This window comes from Aquimarina macrocephali (assembly GCF_051627225.1).
GTDB classification, from domain to species: Bacteria; Bacteroidota; Bacteroidia; order Flavobacteriales; family Flavobacteriaceae; genus Aquimarina; species Aquimarina macrocephali.
Window position 1 is genome coordinate 381,181 of the sequence record NZ_CP151795.1, and the last position, 20,440, is coordinate 401,620.

The 20,440-nt window shown below is 33.3% G+C and carries 16 protein-coding genes and 1 pseudogene; 11 read left to right on the plus strand and 6 right to left on the minus strand.

Features of this window, described 5'->3' with window-relative positions:
• From AAFU52_RS01655 to AAFU52_RS01665, 3 genes are all read left to right on the plus strand, one after another.
• Window positions 1-153 carry a hypothetical protein gene (locus AAFU52_RS01655; RefSeq protein ID WP_438424959.1) on the plus strand — a complete coding sequence of 51 codons (153 nt, stop codon included), beginning with the start codon at window positions 1-3 and terminating at the stop codon, window positions 151-153.
• A 946-nt stretch (window positions 154-1,099) separates the two neighbouring features.
• Complete coding sequence (locus AAFU52_RS01660; protein ID WP_438424963.1) at window positions 1,100-2,749, plus strand: RHS repeat domain-containing protein; 1,650 nt, start codon at window positions 1,100-1,102, stop codon at window positions 2,747-2,749.
• Window positions 2,750-3,127 carry a hypothetical protein gene (locus tag AAFU52_RS01665; RefSeq protein WP_438424965.1) on the plus strand — a complete coding sequence of 126 codons (378 nt, stop codon included), beginning with the start codon at window positions 2,750-2,752 and terminating at the stop codon, window positions 3,125-3,127.
• A gap of 63 nt (window positions 3,128-3,190) precedes the next feature.
• Here AAFU52_RS01665 and AAFU52_RS01670 read toward each other — a convergent pair whose 3' ends face one another.
• The gene (locus AAFU52_RS01670; RefSeq protein WP_438424967.1) at window positions 3,191-3,559 is read right to left on the minus strand and encodes a hypothetical protein; all 369 of its coding nucleotides are present in this window, start codon (window positions 3,557-3,559) and stop codon (window positions 3,191-3,193) included.
• 211 nt (window positions 3,560-3,770) lie between these two features.
• Between AAFU52_RS01670 and AAFU52_RS01675 the strand changes: the two genes are divergently transcribed.
• From AAFU52_RS01675 to AAFU52_RS01700, 6 genes and pseudogenes are all read left to right on the plus strand, one after another.
• Window positions 3,771-5,645 (plus strand): RHS repeat domain-containing protein, encoded by a 1,875-nt coding sequence (locus AAFU52_RS01675; protein ID WP_438424969.1) that lies wholly within the window; start codon window positions 3,771-3,773, stop codon window positions 5,643-5,645.
• A complete protein-coding gene (locus AAFU52_RS01680; protein WP_024770721.1) occupies window positions 5,620-5,982 on the plus strand; it encodes a hypothetical protein in 363 nt (120 codons plus the stop codon). The genes AAFU52_RS01675 and AAFU52_RS01680 overlap by 26 nt, the downstream gene beginning before the upstream one ends.
• Before the next feature lie 535 nt (window positions 5,983-6,517).
• Window positions 6,518-6,790, plus strand: a pseudogene (locus AAFU52_RS01685) (M91 family zinc metallopeptidase); the annotation flags it as partial.
• On the plus strand, window positions 6,738-7,304 hold the full coding sequence (locus AAFU52_RS01690) for a hypothetical protein (RefSeq protein WP_438424970.1): 567 nt from the start codon (window positions 6,738-6,740) through the stop codon (window positions 7,302-7,304). The pseudogene AAFU52_RS01685 and the gene AAFU52_RS01690, both read left to right, overlap by 53 nt.
• Before the next feature lie 334 nt (window positions 7,305-7,638).
• The gene (locus tag AAFU52_RS01695) at window positions 7,639-7,989 is read left to right on the plus strand and encodes a hypothetical protein (protein WP_438424971.1); all 351 of its coding nucleotides are present in this window, start codon (window positions 7,639-7,641) and stop codon (window positions 7,987-7,989) included.
• Window positions 7,990-8,062: 73 nt separating this feature from the next.
• Window positions 8,063-8,443: a VOC family protein gene (locus tag AAFU52_RS01700; RefSeq protein WP_438424973.1), complete on the plus strand. Its 381-nt coding sequence runs from the start codon at window positions 8,063-8,065 to the stop codon at window positions 8,441-8,443.
• A gap of 478 nt (window positions 8,444-8,921) precedes the next feature.
• Here AAFU52_RS01700 and AAFU52_RS01705 read toward each other — a convergent pair whose 3' ends face one another.
• Genes AAFU52_RS01705 through AAFU52_RS01715 form a run of 3 tightly spaced genes read right to left on the minus strand, consistent with a single transcriptional unit; the run spans window position 8,922 to window position 13,303 of the window.
• A complete protein-coding gene (locus tag AAFU52_RS01705; RefSeq protein ID WP_438424975.1) occupies window positions 8,922-10,580 on the minus strand; it encodes an MBOAT family O-acyltransferase in 1,659 nt (552 codons plus the stop codon).
• Window positions 10,573-11,799, minus strand: a complete 1,227-nt coding sequence (locus tag AAFU52_RS01710) for a GDSL-type esterase/lipase family protein (RefSeq protein ID WP_438424977.1) — start codon at window positions 11,797-11,799, stop codon at window positions 10,573-10,575. The genes AAFU52_RS01705 and AAFU52_RS01710 overlap by 8 nt, the downstream gene beginning before the upstream one ends.
• A 40-nt stretch (window positions 11,800-11,839) precedes the next feature.
• Window positions 11,840-13,303 carry a GDSL-type esterase/lipase family protein gene (locus AAFU52_RS01715; RefSeq protein ID WP_438424979.1) on the minus strand — a complete coding sequence of 488 codons (1,464 nt, stop codon included), beginning with the start codon at window positions 13,301-13,303 and terminating at the stop codon, window positions 11,840-11,842.
• A gap of 202 nt (window positions 13,304-13,505) precedes the next feature.
• Between AAFU52_RS01715 and AAFU52_RS01720 the strand changes: the two genes are divergently transcribed.
• Window positions 13,506-14,621 carry a response regulator transcription factor gene (locus AAFU52_RS01720; protein WP_438424980.1) on the plus strand — a complete coding sequence of 372 codons (1,116 nt, stop codon included), beginning with the start codon at window positions 13,506-13,508 and terminating at the stop codon, window positions 14,619-14,621.
• A gap of 95 nt (window positions 14,622-14,716) precedes the next feature.
• Window positions 14,717-16,051, plus strand: coding sequence for a TlpA family protein disulfide reductase (locus AAFU52_RS01725; protein WP_438424981.1), 1,335 nt, complete (start codon window positions 14,717-14,719; stop codon window positions 16,049-16,051).
• Window positions 16,052-16,191: 140 nt separating this feature from the next.
• On the opposite strand, the gene AAFU52_RS01730 is transcribed toward AAFU52_RS01725, so the two are convergent.
• Window positions 16,192-16,914 carry a CDC27 family protein gene (locus tag AAFU52_RS01730; RefSeq protein ID WP_438424983.1) on the minus strand — a complete coding sequence of 241 codons (723 nt, stop codon included), beginning with the start codon at window positions 16,912-16,914 and terminating at the stop codon, window positions 16,192-16,194.
• Window positions 16,915-16,933: 19 nt separating this feature from the next.
• Window positions 16,934-20,386, minus strand: a complete 3,453-nt coding sequence (locus AAFU52_RS01735) for a pyruvate carboxylase (protein WP_438424985.1) — start codon at window positions 20,384-20,386, stop codon at window positions 16,934-16,936.
• Between the last annotated feature and the right edge of the window lie 54 nt (window positions 20,387-20,440).

Sequence of the window (20,440 nt, forward strand, 5' to 3'; positions counted from 1 at the left end):
ATGAAAATAGAAATCATCATTACCGACAAAGAAGAATTAAATTATTTACAAAGTTCCTTAGCAGCAGCAATACATCAATTAAGCGTATCAGAGAAAAACCATGAAGATAGCATTTACTGGTTATCACAAATCCTACTTTTATCCTATGGATAGAATAATACCAAGTGAGTCGTTACACTCCAATGTATTATTATAACATCAGCCCGAAAAGGGCTTTTGTTATAAGCTGTTATAAGGTGTTCCTTCGTCACTCGTTCCCTGCTTCGCCAGTTGCTATCGCACCATAATCACTTCCTCGCCTTCGGTCGTCAGCAATTATTACTGGTCTTCGCGGGACTCCTTCCTCCATCACCCGCAGCTACTTTTTTGCTTAAAAACAATAAGGTACGCTAACGCTGAATATTAAATTAAGCAAAACCGCTGCTTCATGGGCTACGCCGCTTGGTCGCAACCTAGCCGATTATTTATGTGGAAGTTAATATTGATACTTCGGCAAGCTCAGTACAGGTAAAGAGGAACACATAAAAATCGTCTGGCGCATCCCTTCGTTACACTCCCGGTCTACGTCGGTTGCTCCTCTCTCCGCTATGGCTACGCCTTGTTCTGCGTTCGCCACGCAGGCATCTTCAATCGCCAGATGGCTATGATCAATCTTGAAGCTGAAGCACAACGCTTGCAGCCTTTGCGCACTTCAGCTTCAAGATCGATCGTTCTTACCCGAAACGGAAAACTATTTTAAGAAAAAGTGGAATGCGGTGGCTGTAGTAGTCAGACTTCCACTTTTTATTAAAATACTAGCCTTAATGGCGACTGAATGACCCCACAATGCTTAGAATCACGTCTACGACACGATTATATGTGTATAATACTATAATATCTCTCCTAAAAATAGCTTGTTAGAAGTCAAAATCTTTAAATGTAGTAGTCGGTGCGCGGCTATTTTATATAAACCCTGTTATAGCCCCTGACGATAGGAAGTGCGGGTATAATAAGGATTATGTAAAGATAGCTTTGGTAATGCGGATGGCTTTAGTAGGCCTACACATTATTTTAGTACATTTACCATGAGGTAGTAATACCAATACGTTCTTTAAATTTTTTGACCAGCAGAATAGTACCAAAAAAAAGGGTACGACCCCTATTTTTTTGCATAAACCTCTTTGCCTTTAAGATCAATTACAACACCACAGAGCATGGAGCAAAACCACAGTATAAGTACAACATAGCAGAAGCTGAATGGAAAACTGCCAATGATAATGTAGAGCGATGGTATACTTATGATTATGATGGATTTGAACGAATATTAAGTGCAACCAGTAGTGATGGTAACTATAGTGTAAGTAATATTAACTATGATAAGATGGGTAATATTATGAGCTTAAACCGTAGCGGTTGGCAGAACACATCAAATTACACCAACCTTGATGTACTGAGCTATACTTATGATAGTGGTAATAAATTATTAAGTGTAACCGATTCTGGAAATAAAGTCTATGGTTTTAAAGACAGGAGCTTTACAAGCAATGATTATGTGTATGATGCAAACGGGAATCTTATTGAAGATAAAAACAAGGGACTTACTAGTGTTACCTACAACCATTTTAACTTCCCTACACAAATAAACGTTACTAATCCCGATCATGATGGTAATGTACAGTATGTATACGATGCCAATGGTGTGAAGTTAAAAAAGATTGCTTTAGACAGGGGAACTACAAACATTTTAGAATATAATGGTAACTTTGTATATGAGAACGGTTCTTTAAAATCAATTACACACCCAGAAGGATATATCGAGCAGGAAGACGATGGGTCTTTTACCTATGTATATGAGCATAGGGATATCTGGAAAAATACCCGAATCACCTATGCAGACAATAATAAAGATGATGTTATCACTGCTGCTGAAATACGTAGGGAACAAAACTACTACCCTTTTGGTATGACATGGAAAGGCGTTAATAGCACAATCAGAAATGCTACAAACAATTTAAAAACCTTCCAAGGGCAAGAGTTAACCGAGGATTTAGGGTTAAATACGCATGAGTGGCGTTACCGTATAAGTGATCGTAGTATTGGTAGGTTTTGGCAGATTGATCCTTTATCAGAAGATTATACATATAATGCTACCTATGCATTTCAAGAGAATAAAATGGGTATAGGAACTGAACTTGAAGGATTAGAAACGAAGGAGTTTTTATCAAGTCATGATCCAGCACTTCAAGGAATTACAAAAGAAGAATTAAGACAGTATAACAAAACAACATTAGAAGTCACTTTAAAAAGTGCTCCTTTAGCGCTGGCAATAGTTAGTCCTATTCCGGGTGATGAAGTTGTTGTAGGAAATTTTTTATTTCAAACAGGTGTTTCTGCTGTAGATGCAGCAAGTCAAATTGTAACTACTGGAGAAGTTGATGCGGTTAGTATAGCGATGAATTATGTTCCAGTTATTGGACCACTTACAAAAGAAGCAACTGATGCATTAGTAGATGTAAACATTGGTGCAAATGGAATTAGTATTGAAACTGGTTTTGGCTCTACAAATGGAGAAGCTAAATCTCCAACCGCAATGGTGATGGATTTTGTTATTGGAATTGGAGGGGGTAAAGTTCAGTCAAATGTATCAAAGGAAATTACTAATAGTAAAGTGGGTGAAATATTAACAGAAACAGTTGTTAAAGGAGCAGAGAATATAGGGGGTGAAGTTATTAAAGAGGAAATAGTAAATGAAGTTGAAAACAACAAATAAATGAGTTCAAAAAAAATATATCAGAAAATAATATTTTTAGTTATCACATTTGGAATAATAGCCTATGTTATTATACACAATATAATAGAAAGAGCTGCCGTTGAAAAAAATCCTTTTGAAACAATAGCTACGATTACTAGCCTTGAAAAATGTTCTAAAAATGGAAGATGTATTTATTATAAATACAAATATGGGGGTAAAACATATAAAGCTAGATCAAGAACTGATTTTATATTTTCAGGCTGGTGTAAAAACAAAAATAATTGCGTTGGTTTTAAATTTAAAATAATCATAAACAAAGATAATCCAAAGCAGCAAATTGTAGAATGGGATAAAATTTTTGAAGAAAAAAAATTTATTAATTATTCGGGAGATTAATTTCTGCTATAGATAACAAGTAAAACAGGCTGTCATTATAATGATAACCTGTTTTTTTTAATTTTATTTACCTTGTATTTTTATTAGAATATTCTTTGTTTTTTTAATCCCATCTGTTGCTTCATAATGATAGCTTTTAGAAGTAGTATTCAAAATTTTTACAGTAATTTTCTTGTCTAGTATATTAGAAGAACCTTTGTTATCTTCTACAACAGTAATAACAAATTCGCAATCAGATAACCATTTTATAGAACTTTTTAAAGTTCTCTCATTTTTTTTGTTAACCTCAATCTGTGTAGAATCAGTACGAGTAATAATCCAATCATCATCATCAGAATATTTAAAAGTTCCTGTTTTAAATTTTAAACAATCTTTAGATTGGGAAGAACAACTTGTCATTCCTAAAATAAATAGTAATAATAAGTATTTCATATGAATATTATTGTGCCAATTTTGAGTTTATATTTAGTAGATTTCTTCCAAATATAGAACAAAAATTGATATAATATAAAGATGTATTGATATTATAGAAACCAAACTGGATTTTGTAGGTAAGGTAGAAGAGACTACTACTAGACACAAGAAAGGCAATAATGCTGAAATTGTTACTATAGATACCTTTACCTATGATCATATGGGTAGAATGGGCACCCATACTCAAAAGATAGATACTCAAACTCCAGAGGTAATTGCAACTAATACCTACGATGCTTTAGGGCAATTAGAACGTAAACAAATAGGAGGAGGATTACAAACGATTGATTACACCTATAATGTACGGGGTTGGTTGACCAAAATTAACAACCCCGAGGCAACTCTTGGGAACAAGCTTTTTGCTTTTGGGATTAATTACAACACCACTACAGAAAACCTGGGAGCAACAGCCCTATACAATGGTAACATTAGTGAAACCACCTGGAAAACAGCAAATGATAATACCAAACGTGCTTATGGGTATCAATATGATGCTTTAAACCGAATTACCAATGCAAATTATAATACTCAGGATAATAGCGAGCAGGATTGGTTTAGGGTTTTTGGGATTACCTATGATAAGAACGGCAACCTAAAATCACTAAAAAGACATAAAAAAGGAAGCCTTAATCAAAGTGTAGCATTAGATTACCTATCCTATACTTATGACACAGGGAATAAACTCTTAACAGTTGAAGAACAGATTGATGGTGCCAGCGGGTTTGAAGATGGTACCAATACCAATGATGATTATACCTATGATGCCAATGGTAATATGACTATGGATCAAAACAAAGGGATTACAGGGATTACCTATAATCATTTAAATCTACCCAAAACAGTAACTGTAAATAATGCTTCTCATAATGGAAATATTACCTATATTTACGATGCCACTGGGGTAAAATTAAAAAAGATTACAACAGAGGGAAGTTCATTAACAACAGAGTATGCTGGGAATTACGTCTATAAGAATGGTACGCTAGAGTTCTTTAACCATCCTGAAGGCATTGTAGAGAAAGAAGCGGATGGGTACAAATATGTATATCAGTTTAAAGATCACCTTCAAAACTTAAGACTCTCGTATTCAGATAGAAACAAAGATGGGGTTATCACACAAGATGAAATCATACAGGAAAAAAACTATTATCCCTTCGGCATGACTCACTCTGGATATAATAGTACACTACGAGGAAGAAACCACAATTATGGGTTTAATGGAAAAGAAGAACAATCAGAACTAGGGTTAGAATGGCACGACTTTGGCGCTAGAAACTATGATGGAGCTATAGGACGTTGGATGTCACCAGATCCATTAAGCGAGGAGTTTTCAAGTTGGTCGCCATATAACTCAATGATGAATAATCCAATTAATCTTATAGATCCAGACGGTCGTGCTGCTTTTTCACCGATTTATGATACAGGAGGTAATTTCTTAGGTACAGATGATCAAGGGTTGCAAGGAAAAGCAATAGTTATGGAAGCAGAGAATTTTGAACAAGGGATGTCTCATGAAGATGCATTATCAAATAATTTAGGCACAGAAGGTTTAAAAGACGAAGCTGCTGGTGAAAAATTAATTAAAAATTATAATGGCTTAAAAGACCGACCTGATTATGATGGGAAAATAACATTATCAGAAGCAAACGACTGGTATAGAAATGGAGGAGGAAAACCTTTATTTGTAGATTTATCTAAAGTCGATTTGGGTTTTATTTCTTCAGAACAATTTAAAAGTGTAGGTTCTACTAAACCAATACAAACACTTTTTGATTCTGAAGATGGAGCTATTTACGGAAATGTTACTTTTACTTACGAAGGTGAAAATAAAGTTAGTGCAGCTCCTGACGTTTATGATTTTGGAAGGCATAATAGACGAAGTACAGCTAGTTCCCCTCTAACACGTATTAAAGAAAACGCTAAGAGAGGAATAAGGAATGCAGCAACCGTCGGGGGTAGAATAGTTGCAGATAGAAGTCCTTTTAATTTACACAATAAAGAGTTTAAAATAAATTTTTATGGTAAAGGAAATATATCAAATTAAAAAAGCTTTAGGATTACTATTTTTATGTATTCTTTTAACTTCTTGTCAACCTCCTAAAGAACAGGATTTACTAGATGAAGCAAGATTTAATTTTGAAAATACTACTTTTGATAGAGGTATTGATAAAGTACCTTTTAAAGGGCCAATTATTAAAGATAGGATTGAGAATTTTAAAGCAGATCCAGGGTACAAAGTATATGGGTGGTATTATGTTCATAGAAAAGATACTATATGGGTTTATGCCGAAGTAGATACTCTTTTAAAGAAAGAAACATCTATGCATTTTTCAAGAAATATTACTAAATATATTGAAGAACTAGACAGAAGAATGCAATAAAAATTAGAAATTCCCCTAGCTGCGCAAAGTCTCCTGACTTCGCGTGATGCTTAAAGCAGTATGACTAAACATAAAAAATCCACAGCATTAATGTTGTGGATTTTTTTATACAATATACTTACGAAGAAATTAGGTTCGTAAGATTATCTTTTAGTTTTTTCTTAGAGATAAGGGAATCAATTAGATTATAGATAGATACTTTTTCTACCCCGCTCCCGCTAGTGGCGTCAAAGATTGGTGGGTAAGAATACAAAAATTAGAAAAACCAGTTACATTATTGTAACTGGTTTTTTATTAGGATTACAATATTCTAGTTTCATTTTTTGAAACTGTAATATTATATTTTAGCAAGATGAACAGGAATTATAAATTTTATAATACATCTGGATTATATTTTGTTAGCTTCGCTATCGTGTATTGTAAATATAGTTACGCAAAAAATTATCAGGAGACTATGTAGACAGTATAGAGATTGATGTTTTTTGCGTTATCTAAACTGTAGTGCCACTAGCGAGACGCTAGCGGGAGCGGGGGGAGTAATACAGAAGTAAGTTATAATCCAGATAAAACGACTGGAGGTAAAGATGTAAAAGGAAGTAATGAAAGACCATCAGAGATAGGATTAGCACATGAGTTAGGTCATGCTAGAAATCATGTAAATGGAAAAGCTACAACAGAATCATCTGGAGTTGTTGACCCTGATGGATCAGGTACAACATTGTCAAAAGAAGAATTAAATACAAGAAAGTTTGAAAATGAAATTAGAAAAGAACAAACCTTACCGCTTCGTAAAGTTGGAAATAATTAAAATGAATAAAATCATTTATACTATCATTTTTATAGCCTTTTTCACAAACTGTGATATGAATTCGAAAAGAAGTAATAAACTTTCAGTTCATAAGTTTTCTCAATTGATAATTTCTAGTGATAATGAATGTACCAAAAGTATATCAAATTTTGCATTATCTGAAAAATCTATTAATCAATTTGTTCATAAAGTGTTGCTGAATGAAAATCAAATATCAAGTTTAAAACTTATATTTTATAAAGAGGAAGGAGAAGTAATTTATCTTTATAAAAATGCTATTCTTATATCAGATAAAGAAACAAAAATTAAATATTCTTTAAATGATGGAGAAATAAAAGTTGATGTAAAAAGTGATCAATTTTATTTAGATAACTTTATGCAAGGAATATCTGTAAGCAGTCGTCCTACTAATAATGAAATACTTATAATAAATATCGAAGAAGAAAAGATTAAATGTAATATGTTTATGAATATAAAATCTTTAGAAATTTTAAAAGATCGGTTATTTTTATAAAAGCCCCCGCTCTCGCTAGTGGCGTCAAAAATTGGTGGGTAAGAGTACAAAAATTAGAAAAACCAGTTACATTATTGTAACTGGTTTTTTATTAGAATTACAATATTCTAGTTTCATTTTTCGAAACTGTAATATTATATTTTAGCAAGATGAGTAGGAATTATAAATTTTATAATACATCTGGATTATATTTTGTTAGCTTCGCTATGGTGTATTGTAAATATAGTAGTGTAAAAAATTATTAGAATGACACTATAATACAGTATAGAGATTGATGTTTTTTGCGTTATCTAAACTTTAGTGCCACTAGCGAGAGCATGAGTAAAATATAATTATGAACGATAATTTAAAAGACTTTTTTTCTTATTTAAATCAATCACTACCAAATGATATTAAGTATAGAGAATTGTCAAATTTATGCTTAACACTATTTTGTAATATTAGTATTTTACCTGAAAAGTTTCAATCTTTAGAGCTAAATAAGGAAAATTTAGCAATCATCTTTTCTAAAATTGCAAAAGAAAAAGAAATTCCTTCTTATCCACCTATTGCTTCACTTTATGGGGCTTCATTTCATAATAGTTATGATAAAGGACATTGGTTAGAGGTCATGGCTAGTGTTTTAAAATTAGCAAATGAACCTGATGCAAAAGAAGCTGAAAAATTACTAGTTTTAACCAACTAACCTCGCTCGAGCATAGTATGTATCTTGTTCTAATAAATCAAAAGATATCGTTAACCAATTATAAAATAATAAGATGACAAAGAAATGCAATCCAGTTGTTTATTTTGAAATTCCTGTTACAGATATTGATAGGGCAATTAAATTTTACAAATCTGTATTTAACTTCACATTTGAAAAAGAAATCATTGATAAAAATGAAATGGCTTTGTTTCCATTTGCAGAAGAAAACACTGGAATTTCGGGAGCATTAGCAAAGGGAGAAATCTACAAACCAACAAATGACGGAATTGTAATTTATTTCAATACAGAAAACATAGACAAGACCCTAAAAATAGCAATTGAAAGTGGTGGACAAATTTTGTACCCAAAAACATCAAATGGAGACTTAGGTTTTGTTGCAGAATTTGAAGATAGTGAAGGAAATAGAATTGCCTTACATCAACCATTAAATTGATGTGAGAAGAAAAAGCAACCGCTAATAATGTATAGATACCCACTTACACAAGTGGGGGTGGGTACTTATATAAGTGGGTATGGTAATAGTATACATGCCACAGGGATACTTATGGTAGTGGGTATAGTTCGCTGTGATCTCGGTTAGGGGTACTTCCATCAGAGGGGTGGGGTACTAAAAACAGAGGCAGCACTTGTGTTCAACAGAGGTACTGCCTCTGTTGAACATAGGATTGCCCTGTGTTTGAACAGGGGGAGGGGTACTTCTGCAGTAGGGAGAGGGTACTTCGCAAGTACCCCCTTATTATACTTCTCTTGTTTTATAAAATGAAAATCTTGCCTTATAATAGGTGGTCTAACCTAATATTTTTACGTTTACTAAGGTGGTGCAGAAATGCTTTCTGTGCTGGGTATGGGTAATAGTTCAAAGAATATAGGAATAAAAACTCAAATCCTCCCCCACTCTAATGCTTCACTGCCTAAAATTGGAAATAAATAAAGGGCTGGAAATCGGCCGCATAGGTTTGATAACAGACAATTGCTACCGCTATCACAACTACAGCTTTAACAAGCATATTGCTTTTAATAAATACAGTTTCTATCCAACCTTTGGTACTATACGGTAACCAGTGAGTGATATATCCTAAAAGCATAACAATAAATACAATACGATACTCCCAGAGTACAGCCAGGGCATTCTGCCAATCCATATTGGTGACCACTTGCTGATAAAAACGATCAATGTGATCCATACTATTTCCTCTAAAATAGATACGGGTAAAGGTGATAAATACAAAAGTCAGTGCAATTCTCCATAACAAGGCATACCAAGCCTTAGATTCTTCATACGGACTTATCTTACGCCAATATTTGTACACTACGATTCCGATACCATTAAGTCCTCCCCAGATTGCAAATTTCCATGAGGCGCCATGCCATAATCCGCCAATTAACATGGTAATCATGATATTAACATTTCTATTAAAATGCCAGGCCAACCTGGGTGAGAAAAGTGTAATAATAAGTATAACACCAATTCCCGAAGCAGCCAAAAGTGCTATCGCATAATCAGAAACAGCAAAAACTCCTAAAAATGTAAAAATCAATATAAATGTGTAGGAAAAGATTGTTCCATTACGATTACCCCCTATAGGAATATATAAATAATCTTTAAGCCAGCTCGATAATGAAATATGCCAACGTCTCCAGAAATCACCACAGTGAATTGCTTTATATGGCGAATTAAAATTAACCGGTAGTTTATACCCCATAAGTAATGCTAATCCAATAGCAATATCGGTATACCCAGAAAAATCACCATAGATTTGTAGTGAATACCCAAACATCGCCATGATATTGGTAAAACCAGAAAACATCTCGGGCACATCAAATACCCGATCCATAAAATTGGCTGCAATATAATCGGCAAATAACATTTTTTTGATCAAGCCCTTTAGGATCATAAAAGTTGCCTGGCCAAATTCTTTTTTGGTAATCGTAATTTCTTTTCTGATCTGAGGCACAAAATCAGCAGCTCTTACTATGGGCCCAGCAACCAACTGCGGGAAAAAACTAACAAAAAATCCAAAATCAATAATAGATGTTAACGGTTTGATTTGTTTTCTATAAATATCTACACTGTAACTAATTGTCTGAAATGTGTAAAAAGAAATTCCTACAGGAAGGATAATTTTATCCACTGTAAAGTAATCCACCGTACTCCAGGTATTAGCCCATTGCGCCAGGTAATTAATAACCTCATAATCTGTTTGAAAAAGGAAATTATACGACTCTGTAAAGAAATAGGCATATTTAAAATAACAGAGTGTTCCCAGGTTAATAATCACACTTATGGCAACCAATGTTTTCTGAAGTAAAACCGACCTACTTTTATAAATAGCTCTACCCAAAAAGAAATCATTGACTGTACTAAACAGTAAAATCCCTATAAAAAGACCACTGGTTTTATAATAGAAAAGAAGACTAATCGCAAAGAGATAAGCACTTCGTAGATTTTTTTTGCTATATACTATAGCGTAAATAAAATATACTGCTGCAAAGAAAACCCAGAAATTCGCTTGTGTAAAGATTAGCGGAAAATCTTCTGAGAAAGAAAATATGTCAATAAGTCTATTCATTAATTACCTGATTCAAAATAGAGTCTGGCTCTAATTGCAATTCGTTTTCCCATGAATGCGCTAGTGCTTGTAACAAAAGATCTGCTTTTATACGATATCCCATAACAGTAAAATGAATACGATCTCTAGGCATTAGTTTATTTGCATACCAATCTTTTGAAGAATTAAAACCTCCCATAATTTCATAAAAATCCCAAACCGCCATTTTTTGTTCTTTTGCCACTTCATAGATAATCTTTTGAGCAATTCTGGTTCTCGGATTTGGAAATTTCTTTTTGTAATACGAATCATTAGGCACAGTAAGTAATACTGCACATTTAGGATTTGCTTTTTGTACTAATTTTATTAAATCTGTATAATATGCTTTGTATGTTTTCGGATTAAAATCAGGATGATATGCATCATTGGTACCAATGGATACTATAAATAAATCTGGTTTATAAAGCAGTAACTGGTCGTCAAAAAAACGACATCTTTTATAATACGAAAAACTACCGCCATTTACTCCTATAGAAGTATATTGAATCCCTTTATTATCATTCATTAATTCGATACCCATCATCAAAAACTCGGCATTTTCTTCATCTTTAATTTTGCGAATACAAAACTCAATTTCTTCAACACTTTTATGTAATGTATATTCTACAAAATGTGCTTCTTTATTTTCTTTAACTATAGAAACCAGGGAATCTTGTTTAAAAGATATCTCATAGTCATCACTCCAATTATCATAAAAGATTCTGATCTTATTAAAGTCATACATCTTTTCATGATAATTATTTCCATTCGCAATTATCTTCACATTTGATACGCTATCTTTAAAAACTGCTGTTACTCCTGATAATCCCCAGGCCACACTGTCTTTTCGAACCGAACATCGGTATCCCGTCCACTCGCCATCATACTTTACTCTATAGTTACCAGGGTTATTGGTTTTGGCAATACTAAACGGATAAATAAATCCTCGTTGTCCTTTTGCAGTAGGGCTCATCATCTGAAGATAAGATCGTAGACGATTCGAATAAATATCTGCTTGTATATGAGATCCTCCGATATGAAAAACATGTAAATCTTCTTTTCCTCCTTTTGCAATTGTATCTAATTTGCGAAAAAGTGTCTTAAATGCTGGTGAATTTTCTGCCATTTTTATGGTATTGGCTTTCCAATTCACAAAAGGATATTTATTTTGTATCGTATCTATAACATAGGTTTGTGCCATCAGAGGCAATGTTAAAAGCCATACATAAAAGAATAATTTGTTACGTCTCATCATGGTTATCAGGTTCTTTGAGGTCAAGGTATAGGGCTATAAAAAATAGTTCTGAAATTATTTTGGTTCCTTTCCAGGTAAAATGCATATAATCTTTGGCGGTTAGTTTTTCGTCTACCCATAACTTCATCGCTCCTTTTCCTCCCATAGCATCATACATACTCCAATAGGCTACATTATTTTCCAGGCAAGTTTTCATTAATTCAGCATTAAGATACGGTAATAACGGGTAGGTTTCCATTTTACCGTTTACCGGAAGACACATATCTGTTGGTCCAATAAATACAATACTGGTATTTTTTGCCCGCCTTCTAATCCAATTTACCTGTCTGGCAATTCGTTTAGCATACTTGGTTACATCTGTAGAATCTTTGAGATATGGCATCGTATTACCTCCATATTGCATAATAACAATTTTTGGTTTTAATTGCCTCATCATTTGACCGTAGATAGCAGCACTCGAATTTGCAAAAACCGTTCCCGAAGCCCCTCGCATCGCCACGTTATCAATTTGCACTCTAGACCCTCCATCCAATGTTAATCCATAAAAATCTGCACTAACCTTGCCTTCTAGTTCAATTTTGAGATCTGTAGGCGTAGTTGCTGTTCTTATTTTATATTGATGATATTTGCCATCTGCAATCAGATTATCTTGCTGAACCAAAACCCCGTCATTATACACCGATACTTTGATCGGAAAGTTACAATTACCATAATGCAGTCCAATATTGGTAAAGTACCTGAATTTTGCATATGTTTTCCTAGACTTTCCTATTTTCACAGAAGCTTTGATAATTGGTAAAGAATCAACCATAGTACTATCTGGAAGCTCTTTTTGATATACTGTAAAACGAGAAGCAGAAAGATAGGCTCCATATTTTCGATGTGAAAACTTTTTTTGAGTTGGATCAAAAAATGCAAAACGTTCCCAATTTTCACTTGGTTCTACAATAGCGCTTATTTGTCTATACACAGGTAGCACAGGAAGAAACCCAGGGCCACTACCACCATACATCCCTTGAAGCCTGTTACGAAGATATCCTGTGATACGATCTCCTTCGATCTGAGAATCGCCATAATGTATAATTCTACATGCTCTAGAAGATAATTTTTCTCTCAACTCACTTGCAAAATCAGGATTACCCTCAGGATACTTGATCCTAACAATACGAGTCGTATCTATTTCTGAGAAGTCAGGGAGTTTTTTTATTTCCTCGGTTAAAGCAATATTATTTTTACTTTCATCGGTTTCAATATCCAGAGGAGTTACAATTTGAGTGACTTCCAGGATATCTTGTCTTGTAAGTGATGAATCTTTTTCTAATCCCAAAAATGTAGTATGTGTTGGGTATTTAACCGAAATCCCTTCATATGAGAATCCATCATCTTGTGTTTGAGCTTTTTGAACTCCTCCTTTTTGACTCAAAAACATGAGTCCAAATAATACTCCCAATACGAATAGGATAAATAATGATATTTGAATAGGCCTGACTCTCAATGTTTCCCGGGGATATTTCTACTTTTTAGTAAAAATAGAAAGATTTTAGAAACTACCAAGGTGATAGATATATAAAGATGACTCTAATTGTATACATTTATGACAATAAAACGTTAAGAAAACTAAATATCTTATAAATTTTCACAACTATTTCAACATGAGGAGCAGACATCTTGTTTACATCATACTATTTTTTTCAAGTCAATTCATCTTTTCTCAATATGAAATTTCTGGTCAGTTATCACACTATAATAAGCTTTGGCATGATAAAATTTATATCGCGTACATAGAGCCAGGTGAAGACTACAATATTGCATCTTCTCGTCAAATTATTAATTCTACAACACTTGATATGGATGGGAATTTTATTTTTAAAGGGAACAATTTACCGCCAGGAAATAGCGTGGTAAGAATTTACCTGGTAAAAAATGAAAAAATTGATGTAATGTTATCTTACAAACCAAAAAATCATATTTTACTTGTTCTTAATGACAAATCAAAAATACATATAGAATCTTCAGATTTTAGTTCCAATCCTTTTGATTACATAATCACAGGGGATTTTGAGAAACAAAATAATAAAATAAAAGAGCTAGAATTATCGCTATACAATTTAAGTAATCAAGATTCTAGTCCTTATCTAAAATCAGAAAAAGGGCAAAAGTTAATTGCAAAAAAGAGAAAAAATATTATTAAAGAGTTCTGTAAATCAAACACATATCCACTTGTAACCATATTTGCAGTTCAAAAATTAAATATTGAAAAAGAGTATTCAAATGATTCTGATTTTTACAAAGAGGTTCTTTTCAAATTAAAAAAAAGTAACAAAGAAACATTTGCATACGTTGAAGCATTTAGTAAAAAAATAGACGTAATTGGATATAAGGTTAATAAGAATGAGTCTAAAGTTGATAAGTACAATTTTTCCCTACTTAAGGATATTGCGATTATTCTTCTTTGCTTGTTTGTGATAACCCTAATTGTCTACATTTTTAATCTGAAAAAGAAAATCGCCTCAATATCATCTACTCATATTCAATCAGAAAAAGATAAGTTCACAGATTATAATCAATTAATTAAATCACTTACCAGACGTGAAAAAGAAATCTTAGAGCTTATCATCCAAGATTATCAAAATAAAGAAATTGCAGTTCAATTACACTTGGGAGTTTCAACAATCAAATCTCATCTGTCAAAAATATATACAAAGTTTCAGGTCGAGAATAGAAGTCAACTTAAAAAGCTAATACGAAAAGACGAACACAAGGTATAATCCGTTTTTTATACTCGTACTAGTTCTTTTTTCATCCTTCCCTAGGCATTTTATAGTTTTTTTCAGTTATACTTTTGCTTAAAAAACAAAATATAATGAAAAAAGTAACCCTAATTGTACTGTCCTGTCTAATCATTACAATAGTAACAAGTAGTTGTAATAAAAAAGAAACACATAATCAAAACTCTGCTATTGCTAATAGCAAAACCACTAATACAAGTGATACCATTACCAAAGTAAAAGCACCAGAAATTGAACTAAAGGAAATTTACAACAAACCAGGTAATATCCTCCCTACCCTTACATCTCTTAAAGGAAAAATTGTAATTCTGGACTTTTGGGCAACCTGGTGTGCTCCTTGTATTAAAGAGTTCCCAAAAAACAATACTTTATATAATAAATACAAAGATAAGGGAGTGCATTTTATAGCCGTTACTCGTGACTCTAAAGAAAAAGTAGAGAATTTTCTAAAAAATATTGATCTTGATTTCTGGATCGGTCGAATAGAGGGCAAACAAACCCTTAAGGATTATGAGATTCAATCTTTCCCAAGTATCATAATTATCAATAAAAAAGGTGAAATCGTTTATAGAGGTAGTCGCCTTACTGAAAAATTAATAGAAGAGGTTTTAACAACAGATACCATTACTCTTAAAAAACTGGCCGAACCAGAAATGAAGAACGATTCCAAGTTATCTGGAATATCATTTTCTGGTGGGTTTTATCCAGGTGAAGACCCTGTTTATATTGATTTAATGAAAAATATGAACTCAAACAAACCTGAAGAATCCCGAAAATTAGTTGACAAAGCAAATATTAGAAGTTTTGTAATACGCAAATCACCATATCAAAAAAGTAACATTGCTGGCTATAGCTCAAGAGATAATTCTGTTGGAATTACAATTATAGGTAATGAGTTAACTAATATTTTCAAAATCATTAATAAAATTCCTTCAGAAATTCGAATACAAAATAATTCCCGGGACACTTTTGCTTATGACATCATATATTCTAAAAACGAAAAAGGAAATGATGTAAAAAAAGCATTTAAGGAAATACACGAAGAGCTATTGAGTTATTTAGATATCAAATTTAAAAATGTTGGGAATGAACATTTAGTAAACAAATTAACCGTTACCCTTCCCAATCAATATATTATCGCAAGAAATGAATTAGAAGAAGGAACCTCAACACTTTATACTCCAATTAAACGACTCCTACCACTTTTCGAAAATGCATCTAAAGAATTTTTCACTTCTGATACTTCCTTAAAAGATAAATTAGTGTACACATACGGTATGAAATTAAACGAAATCAAAAAAGCTACCGATCCCATGCAAGAAATTAAACTATTTCTTCAAGAAAAAGGAATTATGATAACAAAAGTAAAAGAGCGTATTGAGACTTTTGAGATTATCGACTCGCAATAATTCATTTTTTCTTTGAAAGAAAATTTTAAGAGAGCCTTCAAAAAGCAATTCATACCATACTACCACATTATACTTTATAACCTCACAGATTTTGAAAGCCTGTGAGGTTATATATTTTTATAGTACAATCTAAAGTATGTCTAAAGAGAAGAAGCTAACTTCTTTACATCATTTACTACTCCCTGATATTTACTTCGATTGGGTTTTGACATATGTTGAGATTCTATCAGGATTTCGGATAGAATTTCTTTAGCATCTTCAATTTTTCCTTTTTCTACCAAAAATTGAGCAAGTGTATATCGTTCCTGATAATTAGAATATCGTTGATCAATTTGTTTTAGTTGCTCTTCTGCTTTTTCTGACTGCCCTATTTCTTCTAATGCCAAACCATATAAAAACTGACTTCGAGATCCTTTAAAATCTGATTTAGTCATTATCTTCTCGGCACAAAAGATAACTTTATCATAATTTTTGGTTTGATAATACCCTTCTATTAGCTTCTTGACAACACCGGCATCCTCATCATAATTGGTACTAAGTGCCACTTCATATTCGTTTATAGCATTAGGATAATCTTTTATTTCTAATAAAGCATCTGCCAAATTCACCCGATTCTGAAATGTTTCAGCAAAATCTAGTTGTTTTTGTAAATCATCAATCTTCTTTGTAGGATTAATCACGTTCACAATCTCATCCTGAACCACATCCAGATCTTTTTTACCAAATACCTGAGTCAAAAGATAGATAACACTCCCTAACACCGGCAAAAATATAATTACAAAAAACCAATAGTAATTGTTTTTATTCTTGACGGCATGGTAAACACAAAAGCCTTGTAAGGCAATAATTAAAAAATATGGCATGATGTAAAAATAGACAAAACTATTTAAGCATGATCACCAAATCATCTGCATTTACCATCGTACCAGATTTAAGAACAATTTTCTTAATCACTACGTCTTCATTGGCCGTTATGGTGGTTTCCATTTTCATGGCTTCGATGATAAATAGAGGATCATTCTTCTTTACTTCCTGACCTGTTTTGACCAATACAGAAGATAATGATCCTTGTAAAGGGGCTCCAATCTGTTTAGCATCTGCTTTATCCACTTTTGCATGTATCACTTTATCTACTTTAATAGAATTATCTTGTATCTCTACATTTCTGGTTTGGCCATTTACTTTAAAGAATACAGTGACTTTACCATCATCATGAGGTTCTCCTACCGATATTAATTCTATTAACAGTATTTTTCCTTTATCAAGTTTTATAATAATCTCCTCTCCAGGTACCATTCCATAAAAAAAGTTTTTGGTTGGTATCGTCATCACATTGCCATATTTTAAGTGATGATTATAGGCTCCTGTAAAAACTTTTGGGTATAGTTTATATGAAAGGAAATCTGTAATATCCAGCTCTCTTCCCATACCTTTTTTGAATATTTTGACAAACTCTGTAAATTCGGTTTCAAAATCAACAGGTTCCAGATGTGCATTGGGTCTGTTTGTAAATGGTTTTTGATCTTTTAGTATTGATTTCTGAAGGTCTTTTGGGAATTCGCCAACGGGCTGTCCTAATTCTCCTTTAAACAAACTAACCACCGATTGTGGGTATGAAATAGTATCTCCACGCTCTTTTACATCTTCTATGGTTAGGTTATTACTCACCAGATATTGTGCCATATCTCCTACGACTTTAGAGCTTGGTGTTACTTTAACAATGTCTCCAAAAAGTTGATTTACCTCTCCGTACATTTTAGTAATTTCATGAAAACGATCTGCTAATCCTAACCCTTGTGCTTGCGGTTTTAAGTTAGAATATTGTCCTCCGGGAATTTCATGTTGGTATACTTCTCCTGTTCCTGCTTTTAACCCAGATTCGAAAACATAATAGTATTCGCGTACAGCCTCCCAGTAATTAGAATACTCGTTTAATTTAGAGATATCCATTACATTCTCACGCTCATGAAATCTCATCATTTCTGTTATCGCATTAAAATTGGGTTGTGCTGTTAGTCCTGATAGTCCACCCAAAGCTACATCTACAACATCTACACCTGCTTCAATTGCTTTAAGATATGTTGCAGATTGTACCGAAGAAGTATCGTGTGTATGCAAATGTATAGGGATATTGATTTCGGATTTTAATGCCGAGACCAGTTCATAAGCAGCATATGGTTTTAGCAATCCTGCCATATCTTTGATTCCCAAAATATGTGCTCCTGCATTTTCGATATCCTTGGCCAATTGAATATAATAATCGAGAGTATACTTAGTTCGATTTGGGTCCAAAATATCTCCTGTATAGCATAAGGAACCTTCGGCAAGTCCTTGTGTTCTCGTACGTACATGTTCGATACATGGGGCTATAGATTTCATCCAGTTTAGGGAATCAAAAATTCTAAATACATCTACCCCATTCTCCCAGGATTGTTCTACAAATTTTCCTATCAAATTATCAGGATACGCGGTATATCCTACACCATTAGATCCACGAATTAACATTTGAAGCAATAGATTGGGCATTGCTTCTCGTAGCGAACGAAGTCTTTCCCATGGATTTTCTTTAAGGAAACGAAGGCAGACATCAAAAGTAGCTCCACCCCAAACTTCCATACTAAAGATTTCGGGATGGTTTTTAGCAAACCCTTCTGCAACTTTAAGCATATCATAGGTACGCATTCTGGTTGCTAATAGACTTTGATGTGCATCACGCATGGTGGTATCTGTAAAATGAACTTTCTTTTCATTCTTCAGCCATGTTGCAAACTTCTCTGGCCCTAGCTCGGTTAGTAAATCTTTGGTTCCTTTTGTATATGCCAAGGTTTCATCAAATTTTGGAACTGCAGGTACTACAAAAGTTTTTGTATCGTCAATCTTTTTAACATCAGGATTACCATTCACAATAATATCTCCTAAGAAATTAGCTAATTTGGTTGCTCGATTACGAGGTTCTTTAATCGTAAATAGCGATTTAGTATTCTGAATAAAATTAACGGTTACCTCTCCTTTTCTGAAGGTTTCGTGTCTTAAGATATTAGCCAAGAATGGCATATTAGTTTTTACACCACGTATTCTAAACTCAGACAGTGCTCTTAACATTTTTCTACATGCGCCATCAAGAGTTCTACTATTTGCCGAAACTTTAACCAACATCGAGTCAAAAAATGGTGAAATGGTTACTCCCTGGTATACACTTCCTGCATCTAACCGAATCCCAAACCCTGAAGCGCTACGATAGGTTGTAATAGTTCCATAATCAGGTTTAAAATCATTCTCAGGATCTTCTGTTGTAATTCTACATTGTAGTGCAAACCCTGTTGTTTTTATACTTTCCTGACTTTCAATTTTAATCTGCCTATCAGATAATTTATATCCTCCTGCAATAAATACCTGAGCTTTGATTAGATCTATTCCTGTTATAATCTCTGTTACTGTGTGTTCTACCTGCACCCGTGGATTCACTTCAATAAAATAGATACTTTGGTCTTCATCAACCAAAAATTCTACAGTACCAATATTATTATAATCCACTGCTTTACAAATAGCAAGTGCATAATTGTATAAATCATGTTTTATATCTTCGGATACTCCAAAAGAAGGAGCATACTCGATTACTTTTTGATAGCGTCGTTGTACCGAACAATCACGTTCAAAAAGATGTACCATATTACCGTGATGATCTGCTACGATCTGTATCTCGATATGTTTTGGATTCTCTACAAACTTCTCCAGAAATACGGTATCATCTCCAAAAGCATTTAAGGCTTCTCTTCGTGATTCTGGGTATGCTTTTTCCAGTTCTTCATCATTTCGAATCACTCGCATCCCTCGGCCTCCACCTCCAGAAGCAGCTTTAAGCATTACCGGATAACCAATACGCTTAGCTTCTTTTAATGCTATTTTTACATCTGTAAGATCTTCTTTGTTACTCTCTATGATAGGAATATCATTCTCGATCGCTACTTTTTTAGCTGTAATCTTATCTCCCAGAGAGCGTAAAACTGATACTTTAGGTCCAATGAATATGATATCATTTTCTAAACATTGTTGTGCAAACTCTGCATTCTCAGAAAGAAAACCATAGCCTGGATGAATCGCATCTACATTATTGTTTTTGGCAACTTTTATGATGGCCTCTACATTTAGATAAGGCTTTAATGGTTCATTATTTTCGCCAATCTGATATGCTTCATCTGCCTTGTACCTATGTAAAGAATATCGATCTTCATAGGTATATACTCCTACTGTTTCTAATCCAATTTCTGTACAAGCTCTAAAAATACGGATTGCAATTTCTCCCCGATTAGCTACTAAAACTTTTTTGATTTGCATGATATAATTTATGAGTTAAAATCACTTTTAGCGAACATTCGCTACGAAGATATT